This is a genomic window from Streptomyces sp. MGP-BFMKR1 (assembly GCF_057766585.1).
The window spans coordinates 1691038-1707981 of the sequence record NZ_CM173408.1 but is presented as its reverse complement, the minus strand read 5'-3'; the positions used below and the strand labels follow the sequence as shown (position 1 = coordinate 1707981).

The 16944-nt window shown below is 75.4% G+C and carries 12 protein-coding genes and 1 CRISPR repeat array (1 of these 13 only partly in view); of the genes, 11 read left to right on the top strand and 1 reads right to left on the bottom strand.

Annotated elements, in window-relative coordinates; genetic code table 11:
- Nucleotides 1–503: a CRISPR direct-repeat array (repeat unit 29 nt; unit sequence GGGACCACCCCCGCACGCGCGGGGACCAG) (it extends 320 nt beyond the left edge of the window).
- A gap of 442 nt (nucleotides 504–945) precedes the next feature.
- Nucleotides 946–1776 (top strand): SDR family NAD(P)-dependent oxidoreductase, encoded by an 831-nt coding sequence (locus AC3CHW_RS06225; protein WP_488469826.1) that lies wholly within the window; start codon nucleotides 946–948, stop codon nucleotides 1774–1776.
- Between the two features lie 406 nt (nucleotides 1777–2182).
- Complete coding sequence (locus AC3CHW_RS06220) at nucleotides 2183–3805, top strand: phosphodiester glycosidase family protein (protein ID WP_488469825.1); 1623 nt, start codon at nucleotides 2183–2185, stop codon at nucleotides 3803–3805.
- A 220-nt stretch (nucleotides 3806–4025) separates the two neighbouring features.
- Here the strand turns inward: AC3CHW_RS06220 and AC3CHW_RS06215 are convergent, their stop codons facing one another.
- Entirely contained in the window at nucleotides 4026–5711 is a 1686-nt protein-coding gene (locus tag AC3CHW_RS06215) for a PucR family transcriptional regulator (RefSeq protein WP_488469824.1), read from the bottom strand.
- A gap of 392 nt (nucleotides 5712–6103) precedes the next feature.
- On the opposite strand from AC3CHW_RS06215, the gene AC3CHW_RS06210 reads away from it, so the two are divergent.
- The 9 genes from AC3CHW_RS06210 (at nucleotide 6104) to AC3CHW_RS06170 (ending at nucleotide 16928) form a co-directional block, all read left to right on the top strand.
- Entirely contained in the window at nucleotides 6104–7006 is a 903-nt protein-coding gene (locus tag AC3CHW_RS06210; protein WP_488469823.1) for an FAD binding domain-containing protein, read from the top strand.
- Nucleotides 6997–7605: a (2Fe-2S)-binding protein gene (locus tag AC3CHW_RS06205; protein ID WP_488469822.1), complete on the top strand. Its 609-nt coding sequence runs from the start codon at nucleotides 6997–6999 to the stop codon at nucleotides 7603–7605. Before AC3CHW_RS06210 ends, AC3CHW_RS06205 begins: the two co-directional genes overlap by 10 nt.
- A gap of 2 nt (nucleotides 7606–7607) precedes the next feature.
- Nucleotides 7608–9992: a xanthine dehydrogenase subunit D gene (gene pucD, locus AC3CHW_RS06200; protein ID WP_488469821.1), complete on the top strand. Its 2385-nt coding sequence runs from the start codon at nucleotides 7608–7610 to the stop codon at nucleotides 9990–9992.
- A 228-nt stretch (nucleotides 9993–10220) separates the two neighbouring features.
- Entirely contained in the window at nucleotides 10221–11672 is a 1452-nt protein-coding gene (locus tag AC3CHW_RS06195) for an NCS2 family permease (protein ID WP_459247748.1), read from the top strand.
- Between the two features lie 57 nt (nucleotides 11673–11729).
- On the top strand, nucleotides 11730–12980 hold the full coding sequence (locus tag AC3CHW_RS06190) for an XdhC family protein (RefSeq protein WP_488469820.1): 1251 nt from the start codon (nucleotides 11730–11732) through the stop codon (nucleotides 12978–12980).
- 227 nt (nucleotides 12981–13207) lie between these two features.
- A complete protein-coding gene (locus AC3CHW_RS06185; protein WP_488469819.1) occupies nucleotides 13208–13807 on the top strand; it encodes a hypothetical protein in 600 nt (199 codons plus the stop codon).
- Nucleotides 13800–14675 carry an MNIO family bufferin maturase gene (bufB, locus tag AC3CHW_RS06180; protein ID WP_488469818.1) on the top strand — a complete coding sequence of 292 codons (876 nt, stop codon included), beginning with the start codon at nucleotides 13800–13802 and terminating at the stop codon, nucleotides 14673–14675. Before AC3CHW_RS06185 ends, bufB begins: the two co-directional genes overlap by 8 nt.
- Nucleotides 14668–15579 carry an HvfC/BufC family peptide modification chaperone gene (locus AC3CHW_RS06175; RefSeq protein WP_488469817.1) on the top strand — a complete coding sequence of 304 codons (912 nt, stop codon included), beginning with the start codon at nucleotides 14668–14670 and terminating at the stop codon, nucleotides 15577–15579. The genes bufB and AC3CHW_RS06175 overlap by 8 nt, the downstream gene beginning before the upstream one ends.
- Nucleotides 15576–16928 carry a ferritin-like domain-containing protein gene (locus AC3CHW_RS06170; RefSeq protein WP_488469816.1) on the top strand — a complete coding sequence of 451 codons (1353 nt, stop codon included), beginning with the start codon at nucleotides 15576–15578 and terminating at the stop codon, nucleotides 16926–16928. Before AC3CHW_RS06175 ends, AC3CHW_RS06170 begins: the two co-directional genes overlap by 4 nt.
- The last annotated feature ends 16 nt before the right edge of the window (nucleotides 16929–16944 follow it).

Here is a 16944-nt window from a genome sequence, read left to right as displayed (position 1 = left end):
ACGCGCGGGGACCAGCTCAACAACCGCGACGGGCGCTTCTCGCCGCGGGGACCACCCCCGCACGCGCGGGGACCAGTGGCCCAGCTCCACGCGGTCGGCGGCGCGGACGGGACCACCCCCGCACGCGCGGGGACCAGCGCCGCACGAGCGGCGCCACCACCGGCGGCCGGGGACCACCCCCGCACGCGCGGGGACCAGCTCTCTACAGGCTGGTATCGCGCCAGGTCAGGGGGACCACCCCCGCACGCGCGGGGACCAGCCCCTGCATATGTACGGGCAGGCGGCCCATCTGGGACCACCCCCGCGCGCGCGGGGACCAGCTCCAGGCCGCCGACGGCGAGCCGAGCGAACCGGGACCACCCCCGCGCGCGCGGGGACCAGCCGCGGCGACGCAGACCGTTTTCCACTACCACGGGACCACCCCCGCGCGCGCGGGGACCAGGACCGGGTCGGCGGCCTCTACACCGCGCTACTGGGACCACCCCCGCACGCGCGGGGACCAGAGCAATTGACTTGGGGCTTTACCTCGCGGGACCCCGGTTTTCCACAACTTCCACCGATCGCGACCTATCGCCCAACCGCCACGAATCGCCCATGTAACGCCCCTCCGACGGTAAGGCTGTTCAGCCTAGCGTTGCGCTTCAGCAGCCCCCGATGAGCAGTGCCACGCCCGAACCGCGGCGAGCCCCGTCGAGTCGATACGTAATCAACGCCGAGACGTCCGAGGCCCGTACGACCGTCGTCCGCCGCGATATCACCGTGGCGATGGCCCCCAGACCCGCGTCGTCACTCTCCAGTACGCCAGTAGCCGTCTCCTGCCCCTCCTCCACCGGCGCGGTCGCGGTGCTCCGGCCCTCTTGATGAGCTGACCCTGCTCCCAGCCGGACCCAGGCGTCGGGTCTGCGTGGCCGGGGGACGCGCCGGTCTCCGTGGCACGCTGGGCGGGTGTTTGATACGGAGTTAGCCGACAGGACCGTCCTCGTCACCGGGGCCCATCAGGGCATCGGGGCCGCCGTGGCCGCCGCGTTCGCGGCTCAGGGGGCTCGGGTCGCGGTGCACTACTTCGCTGGCGGGTCGCCGGTTCCCGACGGCGTCACGGTGCACCATCACACGGGCAGTGCCGAGGCGGCCGAGCGGGTGGCGGAGGGGCTGCTCGACCTGGGGGCGCCCGATGTCATGACGTACGAGGGGGATCTCGCCGTGCCGGGGGCGGCGGGGGAACTCTTCGACGCGGTCGAGCGGCGGCTCGGGCCCGTGATGGTGCTCGTCAACAACGCCGCGCACTGCGAGGGCCCCGACGAGACGCTCACCCTCGACCACGCGACGCTGACCCGGACCTACGGTGCCAACCTCCTCGGCCCCGTGCTGCTGACGGGGGAGTTGGCCCGCCGTCGGCGTGCGGCGGCCGGCGCGGCGAGTACCGGCGGCGGGGCGGCGCCGCACGGTGGTGCCGTCGTGAACCTCAGTACGGACGCGGCGCGGGCCTTTCCCGGACAGGTCGCCTACGGGACGTCCAAGGCCGCGCTGGAGGCGTTCACCCGGGCGGCGGCCATCGAACTCGGGCCGTACGGCGTGCGCGTCAACGCCGTCGCGCCGGGGCCGGTGCAGACCGGGTGGATGTCCGACACGCTCGTCGCGGAAGTCACCCCGCGGATTCCGCTGCGCCGGGTCGGGGAGCCGGCGGAGATCGCGGACGTCGTGGTCTTCCTCGCCTCGGCGCAGGCGCGGTGGGTGACGGGGCAGGTGGTGCAGGCGGCCGGCGGACACGCACTGTGAGGGGCGGCCCGTGGGCCTACGCAGCGCCCCACTCGCCGATTCGTCGGGACGACTCGCCGATCCGACGGTCTGACCAGCGGCGATGACGGCGAGGCGAGGGGTCGGAGGCCGTCCGGGTGGCCCGTGTCGCGTCGCATGTTCACCTCGGCGACGTCGGCGTGACCACTGAGCGTCCCGGGGCGCTGCGAGGGTGCCGGCTGGGTCGCGGGTCGCGGCTCAGCCAAGCCGGCGTCGCGGGGCGGGGTCGACGGCGGGCCGTGGCGTGCCACGTCCGGCCGGTCGGACCGAGGCGGCGTCGACCGTGCGGGGCGGCGTGACCGGGCCGGGTCGAAGGCGTTCGGGTCTGATCGGCGCGGGCCCGGTTGTGGCCGTCAGTGCGGCGGAGAGTGACTGAGGAGTGTTCGACGTGTTCAAGGTGTCCAGCCGTTCTCGATCGCTGCGGCCTGCCGGGCTGGCGGCGGTACTCGTCGCGGCGCTCGTGGCGCCCGGCGCCACCGCCCAGGGCGCCGCCGCCTCCCACCGCGCCGCGTCCGGCGCGCCCACCGCGGAGGCGGCCCGTGCGGGTGGTTGGGGTGGCGTGCCGAAGCCGGTGGCCGGTTGGGACCGGGATCGGCTGGCGCCCGGGGTCGACCTCTACCAGGGCGTCATCGCCGGCAAGCCGGGCGCCGACCACTGGACGGTCACCGTGCGCGGCGCGGGCGGCGCCCACCTGCTGTCCGAGGCGGCGGCCGACACCCTGGCCGGCCAGTTGCGCGCGGCGGGCTTCGAGCCCCGCGCGGAGCGCGTGAGCTGGCCGCGCGGCGCCGACCGCGCCGGACTGCTCGGCGTACGCACCCGGGTGGGCGCCTTCGGCGGCCAGAACCAGGCCGACGCGCGGCGCAAGGCCCTGGCGGCGGCCGGCTTCGACGCGGTCAGCGAGTGGACCGGCGGCGACGGCGCGCCCGGCACCGGGCTGGCCCAGGTCAAGGTGGCCGTCATCGACCCGGCCCGGTTCGGCGGGAAGCTCAGCGGCACCTACGGCACCCACGTGGCGGGGCGCGAGAACGTCAGCGACATGGCGGCCCGCTCCCGCGCGCTGCTCGCCGTGAACGCCGGGTTCTTCGTGATGGAAAGCCGCGACGGGGTGCCGGGAGCGGCGGCGGGCATCGCCGCGTACGACGGCGATTTGCAGAGCGCCGCCACCAACGGCCGGGTGGCGATGGTGCTGCGCGGCGACGGCCTGCGCCCCGAGTTCCGCCACCTGAGCACCCGTCTGCGGGTGCACGCCGGCAACGCGTCCGCGGTCGTCGACGGCGTCAACCGCGTCCCCGGCAAGATCCGCAACTGCGGCGGCACCGGCGGCGACCTGCCCACTGAGCGCCCGCTGCACGACGTGACGTGCACCGACCCGGACGAGATCGTGCGGTTCACCGACGAACTCGGCGCGCCCACCCCGGCCGGCGAGGGCGCGGAGGCCGTACTCGACCGCTCGGGCCGGGTGCTGGAGCTGCGCCCGCGCGGCGGCGCGGTGCCCGCGGGCGGCAGCGTGCTCGCCGGCATCGGCGAGGGGGAGCGGTGGCTGCGGGAGCACGCGGCGGTCGGCCAGCGGCTGACCGTGCGGGAGAACATCCTCGACGAGCACGGCCGGCAGGTGCGCCTCGGCTCCCGTGACGACATCGTCAGCGGTGGGCCGCGACTGGTGCGGGACGGCAGGGTGGCCGTCGACTTCGCGGCGGACGGCATCGACCGCCCGGACGAGCCGTCGTTCGCGTACACCTGGGGCCTCAAGCGCAACCCGCGCACGGCGGTCGGCGTGGACGCCCGCGGCCGGCTGATCGTGGTGACCACGGCCGGCCGCCAGCCCGGTTACAGCGACGGCCTCGGCCTGCACGAGACGGCCCAGCTCATGCGGTCGCTGGGGGCCCGGCAGGCGATGAACCTGGACGGTGGCGGCTCGTCGGCCATGGCCGTGAACGGCAAGCTCATCACCATGCCGTCGGACGCGAGCGGCGAGCGCGCGGTGGGCGACGCGCTGGTGCTCACGCGCTAGGCGCGCGCCGGCCGCCGGGCGCGGCTGAGCGGGCCTGGCCGGCGCGCGGCGGGGCGGCGCGCGCCCGGCCAGTCCTCACCCGGCCGGCCCACGGCCCGCCCCTGGCGCGCGGCGCCCGCGCCCCGTCGCTCCCGCGCGCGGCGCCCGCGCCCCGGCCCGCCACCCGCCGCCGGGGCGCCTCGTACACCGCCCCGCCGGCGGAAGGCGCCCCGCCGGGCCGTCAGCCCAGCCGCAGGGCCAGGAAGAAGTCCAGCTTGTCCTCAAGGCGGGACAGGTCGCGGCCGGTGAGCTGCTCGATGCGGCCGACGCGGTAGCGCAACGTGTTGACGTGCAGGTGGAGGCGGGTCGCGCAGCGGGTCCAGGACCCGTCGGCGGCGAGGAACGCCTCCAGGGTGGGGACGAGTTCGGCGCGGTGGCGGCGGTCGTACTCGCGGAGCGGGTCGAGCAGCCGGGCGGTGAAGGCGCGCCGTACGTCGTCGGGGACGAACGGCAGCAGCAGGACGTGCGAGGCCAGCTCCTGGTGGCCGGCCGCGCACACGCTGCCGGGGCGGGCCGCGGCGACCCGACGCGCGTGCCGGGCCTCCTCCACCGCGCCGCGCAGCCCCTCGGCCGACAGCACGGCGGCGCTCACCCCGATGGTGAGCCGGCCGTCGTCGGCCAGGCCGTGCGCCAGGGGTTCGCGTACCGCCGCGAGCAGCGCGTCCGCCCGCACCGCCGGTTCGGCGTCCGGCGCGTCGCCGGCCAGCGCCGGCAGCGGCACCAGCGCCACCGCCTCGTCGCCGGTGTGCGCCACCGCGATCCGGTCGGACGGCTCGGGCCCGGGCGCCGTCGGGTCCACCAGGATCTCCTCGAGGAGTGCCTGGGCGACCGGGCCGCCGGCGACCTCGGTGCCCGACCACTCGACCCAGGCGACCACCACCTGCCAGTGCGGCGCGGTGCCAAGGCCCGGCAGCAGCACCGGGGCCGCGACCCGCAGCCGGGCGGCGATCTCCGCGGGCGGGGCGCTCGCCTGCACCAGCTCAAGAACCTCCTGGGCGAGTCGGCGGCGCACCGTGCGGGCCGCGTCCCGGCGGTCGCGTTCGACGGCGATCAGTTGGGTGACGCCCTGGAGCAGGTCGAGCCGTTCCTCGGGCCAGTCGCCGGCGTCGGCCTCCACCACGAGCAGCCACTCCGAGAGCACCGTCTGGCGCACCTCGTGCCCCTCGCGCGGTGTCTCGCGGCCACCGCCGCCGACCGGGAAGAGGGAGTAGGTGGTGCCCGCGCCGGCGGTGACCCGGTGCGGCCAGCGCCGCCCGGCCCGTACGGCGGCCAGGTGTTCGCCCGCCAGCCGGGCCCGCAGCGCGGCGGGCAGCGCGGGGCCCTGGCCCGCGAGCGCCGAGCCCGCGATCTGGCGCCCCGTCGCGGACAGCACCCACGCGCGCAGGTCCAGGTCGCTGCCGAGCAGGTCGAGCACCACCTCGGGGCCGCCGCCCGCCGGGCCCGCGCTCATCAGCCTGCGGTGCCGGTCCACGACGGCGGCCAGGTCCCCGGCCCGTTCGCTGGAGACCTGCCGCACCACGTGTTCGGTGATCGACGCGAACGAGACGTCCTCGACCACCGAGAACAGCGGCAGCCGGTGCCGGGCGCACGCCACCATCAGGTCCTCGGGCACGGAGCCCAGCTCGGCCTCGCCGGCCGCCAGCCCGGCGACCCCGGCGGCCGTCAGGATGCGTACGAACCGCTCCGAGTCGGCCGGCTCGCGGTGCCAGGCGAGGCCGGTGAGGACCAGCTCGCCGCCGGACAGGTAGCGGCTGGGGTCGCGTAGGTCGGTGGTCATCACGCCGCGCACGGTGCGGTCGAGCTCCTCCTCGCCGCCGAGCAGGCGCAGGCCAAGGGCGTCGGTGTCCAGCAGTGCGCGCAGCCGCATCGTCTCGTCAACCGATCTGTCTCGTGGGGCGGGCGCCCGGCTCGGCCGGGGAGCCGGGGCGGGGGCGCCCGGGTGGTGGGGCGCCCGGGGTGGGGGCACGGCGCGGTGGGCGGTCCCGCCGGGCGGCGCGGTCGTGGCGGCCGGCCCGTGCGGGGTACCCGTGGCGCAGGTCAGGTGGGGTGAACGCCAGGGCACGCACTCCACGTCGTTCGTTCGAATCTACAAGACCGGGCCGCTGGCCAGCCAACTGCTTCATGCGTTCGGTGACTGCACCGGGCGTGTCGCGCCTCGGTGTACTGGAGGCAGGCCGCGTGAACTGGACATGACCATCCGCTCGGTGGGTCCCGCGAGGGCCCCGCCCCGCAGCCCCGCTATCCGAGAAGAGCACACCCATGGACTTCCTGCGCCCCACAACCTGGGGGGAAGCGCTCGCCGCGAAGGCGGAGCACCCTTCGGCGGTGCCCATCGCGGGCGGCACGGACGTCATGGTCGAGATCAACTTCGACCACCGCCGTCCCGCCCACCTCATCGACCTGACCCGCGTCGCCGACCTGTACACCTGGGAGGTGGGCGACGAGCGGGTACGGCTCGGCGCGGCCGTCCCGTACACGCGGATCATGACGCACCTGCGCGCCGAACTGCCCGGCCTGGCGCTCGCCGCCCACACCGTGGGCTCGCCGCAGATTCGCAACCGCGGCAGCGTGGGCGGCAACCTGGGCGCGGCGTCGCCGGCCGGGGACTGCCACCCCGCGCTGCTGGCCGCCGGCGCCGAGGTGGAGGCGGAGTCGGTGCGCGGCACCCGGCTGATCCCCATCGACGACTTCTTCACCGGTGTCAAGCGCTCCGCTTTGGAGCCGGACGAGCTGATCAGGGCGGTACGGATCACCCGGGCCACCGGCCCGCAGCAGTTCGCCAAGGTCGGCACCCGCAACGCCATGGTGATCGCCGTCTGCGCCTTCGGGCTCGCGCTCCACCCGCGACAGCGCCGCGTCGGCACCGGCATCGGCTCGGCCGCGCCGACCCCGGTGCGCGCCAGGACGGCCGAGGAGTTCCTGGCCGCCGCCCTCGCCGACGGCGACCTGTGGGCCAGCGGCGAGCCGCTGCCGCGGGCGCTCGTCCGCGAGTTCGCCGAGCTGGCCGCCGGCGCCTGCAACCCCATCGACGACGTGCGCGGTACCGCCGCCTACCGCCGGCACGCGGTGGCGGTGCTGGCCCGCCGCACCCTCGACTGGGCCTGGGAGAGCTACCGGGACCACATCGGCAGCACGGAAGGAGGCGCACCGCGATGCGCGTGAACCTGACGGTCAACGGACGCCCGCAGACGGCGGACGACGTGTGGGAGGGCGAGAGCCTGCTGTACGTGCTGCGCGAGCGGCTCGGCCTGCCCGGCTCCAAGAACGCCTGCGAACAGGGCGAGTGCGGCTCGTGCACGGTGCGCCTGGACGGCGTCCCGGTCTGCGCCTGCCTGGTCGCCGCCGGCCAGGCCCACGAGCGCGAGGTGCTCACCGTCGAGGGCCTGGCGGACCACGCCAGGCAGCGGGCCGCCGACCGACCCGCGACCCACGACACGCCCGCGCCGCCCCCGGACACCCCCGAGCCCGCCCCCGGCACCGACCTCGCCGCGGCCTGGAGCTGGCAGGCCAGCCCCGCCGACCCGGCCAACAGCGAACTCGCCCCGATCCAACAGGCGTTCCTGGACGCCGGCGCCGTGCAGTGCGGCTTCTGCACCCCGGGCCTGCTGGTGGCCGCCGACGAACTCCTGGAACGCACCAGCGAGCCGTCCGACGAGGACATCCGCGAGGCGCTGGCCGGCAACCTGTGCCGCTGCACCGGCTACGAGGCCATCATGGACGCGGTGCGCCTGGCCGCCGCCCGCGCGAGCCAGGGAGGCTGACCATGGGCGCCACCCGCATCCCTGCCAGCCTCACGCAGGCCAGCCAGGCCCAGGGAGGCGTCGGCGAGTCCACGCCGCGCCCGGACGGCACGCTCAAGGTCACCGGCGACTTCGCGTACGCCTCCGACCTGTGGCACGAGGACATGCTGTGGGGCCACACGCTGCGCAGCCCGCACGCGTACGCCGAGATCCGCTCCGTCGACGTGAGCCAGGCGCTGCGGGTGCCCGGCGTGTACGCCGTCCTCACCCACGCCGACCTGCCCGCCGCCACCCACTACGGGCTGGAGATCGCCGACCAGCCGGTGCTGGCCCGGGACGTGGTGCGCTGCCACGGCGAGCCGGTGGCCGTCGTCGCCGCCGACCACCCGGAGACCGCGCGCCGGGCCGCCGCCAGAATCGTCGTGGACTACCGGGAGCTGACCCCGATCACCGACGAGGCCAGCGCGCTGGCCCCCGACGCGCCGGTGCTGCACCCCGGGCGCACCGACGCGCACGCGGCCCACGTGCCGCACCCCAACATCGTGCACCGGCAACCCATCACGCGCGGCGACGTGGCCGCGGCCCGGGCCCGCGCCGACGTCGTGGTCAGCGGCGACTACGAGATCGGCATGCAGGACCAGGCGTTCCTCGGCCCCGAGTCGGGGCTCGCCGTGCCCGCCGCCGACGGCGGCGTCGACCTGTACATCGCCACCCAGTGGCTCCACTCCGACCTGCGCCAGCTCGCGCCCGTCCTCGGCCTGCCCGAGGACAAGGTGCGGATGACGCTCTCCGGCGTCGGCGGCGCCTTCGGCGGGCGCGAGGACCTGTCCATGCAGGCCCACGCCTGCCTGCTCGCGCTGCACACCGGCAAGCCCGTCAAGATGGTCTACAACCGGTTCGAGTCGTTCTTCGGCCACGTGCACCGCCACCCGGCCAGGCTGCACTACGAGCACGGGGCCAGCCGCGACGGCGTCATCCAGTACCTGACCTGCCGCATCGTGCTCGACGGCGGCGCCTACGCCTCGGCGTCCCCGGCGGTCGTCGGCAACGCGGCCTCGCTCGGCGCCGGCCCGTACGCCATCGACAACGTCGACATCGAGGCCCTCGCGCTCTACACCAACAACCCGCCCTGCGGCGCCATGCGCGGCTTCGGCGCCGTCCAGGCGTGCTTCGCGTACGAGTCGCAGATGGACAAGCTCGCCGCCGCGCTCGGCCTGCACCCGGTGGAGCTGAGGCGGCGCAACGCCCTGTCCCAGGGCGCCGCGATGCCCACCGGGCAGGTGGTGGACTCGCCGGCGCCGGTGGCCGAACTGCTGCGCCGGGTACGGGCGATGCCGATGCCGCCCGAGCGGCAGTGGGTCACCGCCGACGAGGCGGGCGAGACCATCGACGTGCGCGCGCTGCCCGGCGGCCGGGCGAACACCACGCACGGCGAGGGCGTGGTGCGCGGCGTCGGCTACGCCGTCGGCGTCAAGAACGTCGGTTTCTCGGAGGGGTTCGACGACTACTCCACCGCCCGGGTGCGCCTCCAGGCGGTGGCGGGCGAGCCGGTCGCGGCGGTGCACACCGCGATGGCCGAGGTCGGCCAGGGCGGCGTCACGGTGCACGCGCAGATCGCCCGCACCGAACTCGGCGTCGCCGAGGTGACCATCCACCCCGCCGACACCCGCATCGGCTCCGCCGGCTCCACCTCCGCCTCCCGCCAGACCTACGTCACCGGTGGCGCGATCCGGCACGTGTGCGCGCTCGTCCGCGAGCGGGTGCTCGACCTCGGCCGGGCCCGGTTCGGCAGCCACCACCCGGCCTGGGCCACGGCCGAACTGCTCCTGGAGGGCGGCAAGGTCGTCACGGACGGCGGCGAGGTGCTGGCCGACCTGGCGGACGTGCTCGGGGACGAGGTCATCGACGTGGAACGGGAGTGGCGGCACCGCCCGACCGAGGCGCTGGACCCGCACACGGGGCAGGGCTTCGGGCACGTGCAGTACTCGTTCGCCGCGCACCGCGCCGTGGTCGAGGTGGACGCCGAACTCGGCCTGGTCAAGGTCGTGGAGCTGGCCTGCGCGCAGGACGTCGGCAAGGCGCTCAACCCGCTGTCGGTCACCGGCCAGATCCAGGGCGGCAGCACGCAGGGGCTCGGCCTCGCCGTCCTTGAGGAGATCGTCGTCGCGGGCGGGAAGGTGCGCAACCCGTCCTTCACGGACTACCTCATCCCCACCATCGTCGACACCCCGAGCATCCCCGTCGACGTGCTCGAACTCGCCGACCCGCACGCCCCGTACGGGCTGCGTGGCGTCGGGGAGGCGCCCACCCTCTCGGCCACGCCCGCCATCGTCGCCGCCATCCGCGCGGCCACGGGCCTCCCGCTGCGCCGGGTGCCCGTACGCCCCGAGCACCTCACCGGCACCTGACCCGCACCTGACCCACGACGACCCCGGCCCCGGCCGCGCGCGGGACCGGGGCCCGGCGATGTCGGGCCCGCCCACGCGCGGGCGGGCCCGGCATCGCGACCGATTCCGAGGAGGCCAGCGCACCGAAGGAGAGCGAGCGTTCGTCTCGGGCCGTCCCCCGGGTCGTGCGGCAGCGTCCCCGCGCCCCGCGGTCGCCGCGGGCGCCCTCACCCCTGGGAGACACGCACCATGACCCGACCGTCACCCCGGCCACCGACCACGGCCGACGAGGCGGGCGCCGACCCGCCACCACCCGGCGCCCGGTCCCGGATCGACCGCTACTTCCACATCTCCGCGCGCGGCTCGACGCTCGCCCGCGAGGTGCGCGGCGGCGTCACCACCTTCATGGCGATGGCCTACATCCTGCTGCTCAACCCCGTGCTGCTGGGCGGGCCCGACGCCGCCGAGCACAGCCTGGAGCGGTCCGCGCTGATCACGGCGACCGCCCTGGCCGCCGCCGTCACCACGCTGCTGATGGGCCTGGTCGGCAAGGTGCCGCTGGCGCTGGCCGCCGGGCTGAGCGTCTCCGCCGTCCTCACCACCCAGGTGGTGCCGTACATGACGTGGCCGCAGGCGATGGGCATGTGCGTCGTCTACGGCGCCGTCATCATGCTCCTGGCGGTCACCGGGCTCCGCGAGGCGATCATGAACGCCATCCCGGCGCCGCTGCGGCACGGCATCACCATGGGCATCGGGATGTTCATCGCGCTGCTCGGCCTCGTCAAGGCGGGCTTCGTCGGCGCCGGCGCGCCCGTCACGCTCGGCGTGGACGGCGAACTCCGTGGCTGGCCCGTGCTGATCTTCTGCGTGACGCTGCTGCTGATCTTCATGTTGCAGGCCCGCGAGGTCCCCGGCGCGCTGCTCATCGGCATCGTGGCCGGCACCGTCGGCGCCGTGGTCGTGCAGGCGGTCGGCGACCTGCCGGCCGCGACCTGGGGCGGCCGGCCGCCGGAGCTGCCGGAACACGCCGTCTCGCGGCCGGACTTCTCGCTCATCGGGCAGGTGGAGTTCGGCGGCTGGGGCGAGATCGGCGGCGTGACCGTCGGCGTCATCGTCTTCACGCTGGTGCTCGCCGGCTTCTTCGACGCCATGGCCACCATCATCGGCGTCGGCACGCAGGCCCGGCTGGCGGACGAGCGGGGCCGCATGCCCGGGCTCAGCAGGGCGCTGTTCGTCGACGGCGCGGGCGGGGCCGTCGGCGGCGTGAGCGGCGCGTCGGGCCAGACGGTCTTCATCGAGTCCGCCACCGGCGTCGGCGAGGGCGCCCGCACCGGGCTCGCCAGCGTCGTCACCGGCCTCTTCTTCGCGGCCTGCCTCTTCCTCACGCCGCTCACCCAGATGGTGCCGGCCCAGGTGGCCGCCGCGGCCCTGGTGGTGATCGGCGCGATGATGCTGCGCGACGCCCGCCACGTGGACTGGGCCGACCACACGGTGGCCGTGCCGGTGTTCCTGACCGTGGCGCTCATGCCGTTCACGTACTCGATCACCGTCGGCGTCGGCGCCGGCGTCATCGCGTACGTCTGTCTCAGGGCCGCGCGGGGGCAATGGCGCGAGCCGGGCCCCTTCCTGTGGGCGCTGGCCGTCGTCTTCGCGGTCTACTTCGCCCTGCACCCCATCGAGGGCTGGCTCGGGGCGGCCTGACCGAGCGACACGCCCCGTACACCGTGCCCGCCCGTGACGCCGAGGGAGCTGAGGACCATGTTGGACATCGCCGACGAACTGACGCGGTGGCGCGCGCGGGGGCGGGACTTCGCCGCCGCCACGGTGGTGGCCGTGAGCGGCAGCGCGCCCCGCGAGGTAGGCGCCGCGCTGGCCGTGGACGCCGACGGCGCGGCCATCGGCTCGGTCTCCGGCGGCTGCGTGGAGGGGGCCGTGTACGAGCTGTGCCAGCGGGCCCTGGAGAGCGGGCGCAGCACCGTCGAACGCTTCGGCTACAGCGACGACGACGCCTTCGCCGTCGGCCTGACCTGCGGCGGGGTCATCGACGTACTGGTCACGCCGGTGCGCGGCGGCGACCCGGCCCGTGCCGGCGACGCCGGGCCCGGTGGCCGGGGGGCCGGGGAGGCGTCGGCGACGCTGGCGGCGGCGCTGGACGCCGCGGCCCACGGGCGGGCGGCGGCGCTGGCGCGGGTCGTCGCGGGCCCGGCCGAACTCATCGGCGGCGCCCTGCTGGTGCGGCCCGGCGGTGGGTACACCGGATCGCTCGGCGGCGACCCGGCGCTGGACCGCACCGCGGCGGCCGAGGCCGCCGCCCTGCTGGACGCGGGCCGCACCGACACCCGCACCATCGGCGCGACGGGCGAACGCTGCGGCGAGCCGGTCACCGTGCTCGTGGAGTCCAGCGTGCCGGCCCCGCACATGATCATCTTCGGCGCGGTGGACTTCGCGAGCGCGCTGGTACGGGTCGGTAGGTTCCTCGGCTACCACGTGAGCGTGTGCGACGCCCGCCCGGTCTTCGCGACGCCCGAACGCTTCCCGGAGGCCGACGAGGTGGTGGCCGACTGGCCGCACCGCTACCTGGACGCGCAGGTCACCCGCTCCGCCCGGACCGCGCCGGACGGGGCGCGCGCGGGGGAGGGGGCCGACGAGGGGCGCGCGGACGGCGGCATCGACGGCCGCACCGTGCTGTGCGTGCTCACCCACGACGCCAAGTTCGACGTCCCGCTCCTTGAGCGCGCGCTGCGGCTGCCGGTCGGCTACGTCGGCGCCATGGGCTCCCGGCGCACCCACCTGGACCGCCTGCGACGGCTGCGCGCCGCTGGCCTGACCGAGCGCGAACTGTCCCGGCTGCGCTCGCCCATCGGCCTCGACCTCGGCGCCCGCACGCCCGAGGAGACGGCCCTGTCCATCGCGGCCGAGATCGTGGCCGACCGCCGCGGCGGCACCGGCACCCCGCTGACCGGCGCGCACACCCCCATCCACCACGACCCGCCGCCACCCCGGAACTGACCGGCCCCCGCCCGCCGCACCGACCGGCCCCCGCCCGCCACACCGACCGGCCCCGTCCCCCGCCCGGCTCCGGCCGAACGGCCCGCCCGACGCGTCGGCCATTCGCGGGATTCGGGCGCCGCGCGTTCCGTGGGAAGGGAGACGGCACGTCAGGTCGGGCACGATGGCGACTCCGCGACACATGCTCGCCGTGTCGACATCCGATCGATGAGCGAGGAGGTAGATCCATGAGTCAGGGAAACGGCCACGTGTCCCCGGACGGCACCGTGAACTCGGAGGACGTCGAGCGGGCGCGCGCCGCGGTGCACGCCATCGTCGCCGACGTGAAGGCCGGCCACCACGAGTCGGGCGAGGGACGCCAGCTCCATCTCGGCGAGGCTCCCGACAGCGGTGTCTCGTGGCCGGAAGACGACCAGCCCAGGGAACTGCACGTCTGCATGGGCCTGAACTCCTGCCGCAACCAGGACGCGCCGGGAACGGCCCCGATGGCCGGCATGGGCCAGTGCGCCACGGTCGTGCACGTCTGCCACGGCGAGGGCGCCTGCCGGGGCCTCGGCGGCTGCGGGTACGCCGGCAGCGACTACGAGCAGGCCCACCCGGGCGAGCAGGCGTGCCGCTGGAACGGCAGTTGCGCCAGCCCCATCAACGAGAGCCGGGTGCACGCCTGCGGCCCGCACAAGGGCAAGAGCGTGTGGAAGCTGGCGCGCAAGCTGTTCGAGGCCCGGATGTACGAGGCGGGCCTCGCCTTCGGCCCCTCGCCCGGACAGGGCTGGCCCGACGACGTGATCCCCCCGTACGACGTCATCAAGAAGCCCACCCATGCCTGAGGCGGGCACGCGGGCCGGGACCGTCGGCCCGGGCGCGCGCCGCCTCGGCTTCGGCGTCGGACTGCGCGGCCCGCACGTGCCCCACGTCCGCGCGCACTGGCCCGCGGTGGACTTCTTCGAGGCGATCACCGAGAACTACCTGGACTGCCACGGCGCGCGGCGCCGCGCGCTGACCGAGATCGCCGAGCGCTACCCCGTCCTCCTGCACGGGGTGTGCCTGTCCATCGGCAGCACCGACCCGCTGGACCGCGACTACCTGGCCCTGCTGCGCCGCCTGGCCGACGAGGTCCGCGCCGTCTGGGTCTCGGACCACCTGTGCTGGACGGGCGTGGCCGGCGCGCACAGCCACGAACTGCTGCCTCTGCCCTTCACCGAGGAGACCCTGCGCCACGTCGTACGCCGGGTACGGCGGGTCCAGGACGTGTTGGGGCGCACCATCGCGCTGGAGAACCCGAGCAGCTACGTCGGCTTCGCCGGGTCGGCGATGCCCGAGTGGGAGTTCGTCACCCGGGTCGCGGAGGAGGCCGACTGCGCCGTGCTGCTGGACGTCAACAACGTCTACGTCTCCTCCGTCAACCACGGCTTCGACCCCCACGCCTACCTGCGCCACCTGCCGCACCAGCGGGTGGCCTACACCCACCTGGCCGGGCACCGGCACCGGGGCACGCACATCGTGGACACCCACGACGCGCCCGTCGCGGAGCCCGTGTGGGAGCTGTACGAGCGGGTGGTGGAGCACACCGGCGGCGTCAGCACGCTCATCGAGTGGGACGACCACCTGCCGCCGTTCCCCACGCTGGCCGCCGAGGCCGACCGGGCGCGCCGCCGCGCCCGGCGCCCGTCCCCGGCCGGGGCCGTCCGTGGCTGACCCGGCCCGCGCGCCGGGCACCCTGGCCGAACTCCAGGGCTGGTTCCAGGCCGCGCTCCTCGCCGCCGACCCGCCCGAACCGGACGCGGCACACCGGGTGTTGGCCGCCGGCGGCGCGCTCGACCCGCGAGCGTGCCTGGACCTGTACCGCACGAGCTACCGGACGCGGCTCATCGAGTCCCTGCGCACCACGTACCCGGCGTTGCGCCTCCTCCTCGGCGACGACCTCTTCGACCGCTTCTGCGCCGAGTACCTGCACGCCTGCCCGCCGCGCTCCTGGGCCCTGGCCCGGCTCGGCGACCGGTTCGCCGACCACCTCGAACGCCACCGCCCCGACGCCCACCTCGCCCCCGCGGCCCGCGAGCGGTGGATCGACCTCCTCGTGGACCTGGCCCACCTGGAGCGGACGTACGGCGAGGTCCTCGACGCGGAGGGGACGGAGGAACTGGCCGCGCGGGCGGAGCGGGACGGACGGGAGCAGCCGCCGGCCGACCTCCCCGACGCGGCCTGGCTGGACGGCGCGCCCCCGACCCCGGCCCCGTGCCTGCGGCTGCTGCGCACGCGCGCCGTCGTCCACCCGTACCTGCTGGCGGCGCGGCGCGGCACTACCGCCCCGGACCGGCCGCGGTACCGGCCGACCCACCTGGCCGTCAGCCGCCGCGACTACACGGTCGTCCTGCGCGAACTCTCCCCGGACCAGTACGCCGTGCTCCGCGCGCTGCCCCACGCCGCGACGGCGCGCGAGGCGCTCGGCGCGGTCCCCGCGGCCCGTGGCGCGCGCTGGCTGCGCGCCTGGACGACCGCCGGCCTCCTCATCCCGCCGCCCGCCCCGCGCCACCGTCCCCCCACACCCCCGCGACGCCCCGCGCGCACCCCCACCCGCGAAAGGACGCCCGCCCCGTGACCGCCACGGCACCCACCCAGGCCCCCCGACTCGCCGCCCCGCCCTTCACTCCGCCCGAGCCGCTCGTCCCGACCCGCAGGATCGAGACGTACGAGGAGCTGGTCTCCCACCTGCACGCCGCGGCCAAGGTGGAGATGTGCACCATCGGGCCGTACCTGTACGCCGCGTACTCCATCAAGACCCGCGGCTACTCGCAGTGGTCCCCGGGCATCGGGGCGCTGCGCACCCTCCTCGGCATCGCCGTCGAGGAGATGCTGCACCTGTGCCTGGCGCGCAACGTGCTGGTGGGGATCGGGGCGGGGGACCGCATCCGGTTCTGCGACGCGAACTTCGTCCCGACGTTCCCCAGCGACCTGCCGCACCGCCACCCGGCCCTGCCGCTGGCGCTCGGCCCGCTCTCCACCGACCTGGTGCGCAACACCTTCCTGGAGATCGAGAAGCCGCACAAGGTGCCCGCCAGCGACGACCTGCCCGCCGGCCAGGAGGTCGCCGACGGCATCGTGCACAAGGACGGCGACGTCTGGGAGTACGCCACCATCGGCGAGCTGTACCGCCGGGTCATCGAGGGCGTCAAGCACCTGGACGGCAAGGGCGAGATCCCCTGGAACAAGGACGGCGCGCGCGGGTGCCAGTACAACCGCGGGTTCTGGAACGAGTACGGCGGCGGGAAGCCGGTCATCGTCACCGACCAGAAGACCGCCCTCCAGGCCCTGAACATCATCATCGACCAGGGCGAGGGCGCCGACCCGAGCAAGGGCACGGTGCCCAAGAACCCGAACAACCCGCGCCCGGGCCTTGAGGAGTACACCCACTTCGAGCGCTTCAACCGGATGCTCCGCCACATCGAGGGCATCGGCATCGTGGACGGCACCCGCGAGGCGGAGGTCAACATCGACTCCGACCTCGCCGTCGAACAGACGCTGGCCACCAGCCCGCACCTGAAGGACTACCAGGGCCTGCCCATCCACCGCCCGCTGGCCCTGTTCAACGCCGCCTTCACCTACATGCTGCGGCTGCTCGACCAGTTGTACGCGACGCCCGTCGCCGACGCGCGGTGGGTCAACGACCCCAAGCGCTACCACATGGAGCGCGTCTTCATCGCCGTCATGCAGGGCGTCCTCTACCCCGTCGCCGAACTCCTGGTCTCCACCCCGCTCCCGATGAAGCACGCCCGGGTCGGCCCGCCCTTCGAGTTCTACGCCTTCTCCACCGACCCGCGCGACGGGGACATGCGGGACCAGCTCATCGCGCTCTGCCAGCAGGCGCTGCCGGACTTCCCGCAACTCGGCGGCGACGACGGCGTCCTGCGCCAGATCGACCTGCTCGTCCCCGGCCTGCTCCCGGCCTGAGCCACCGGCGGCGCCG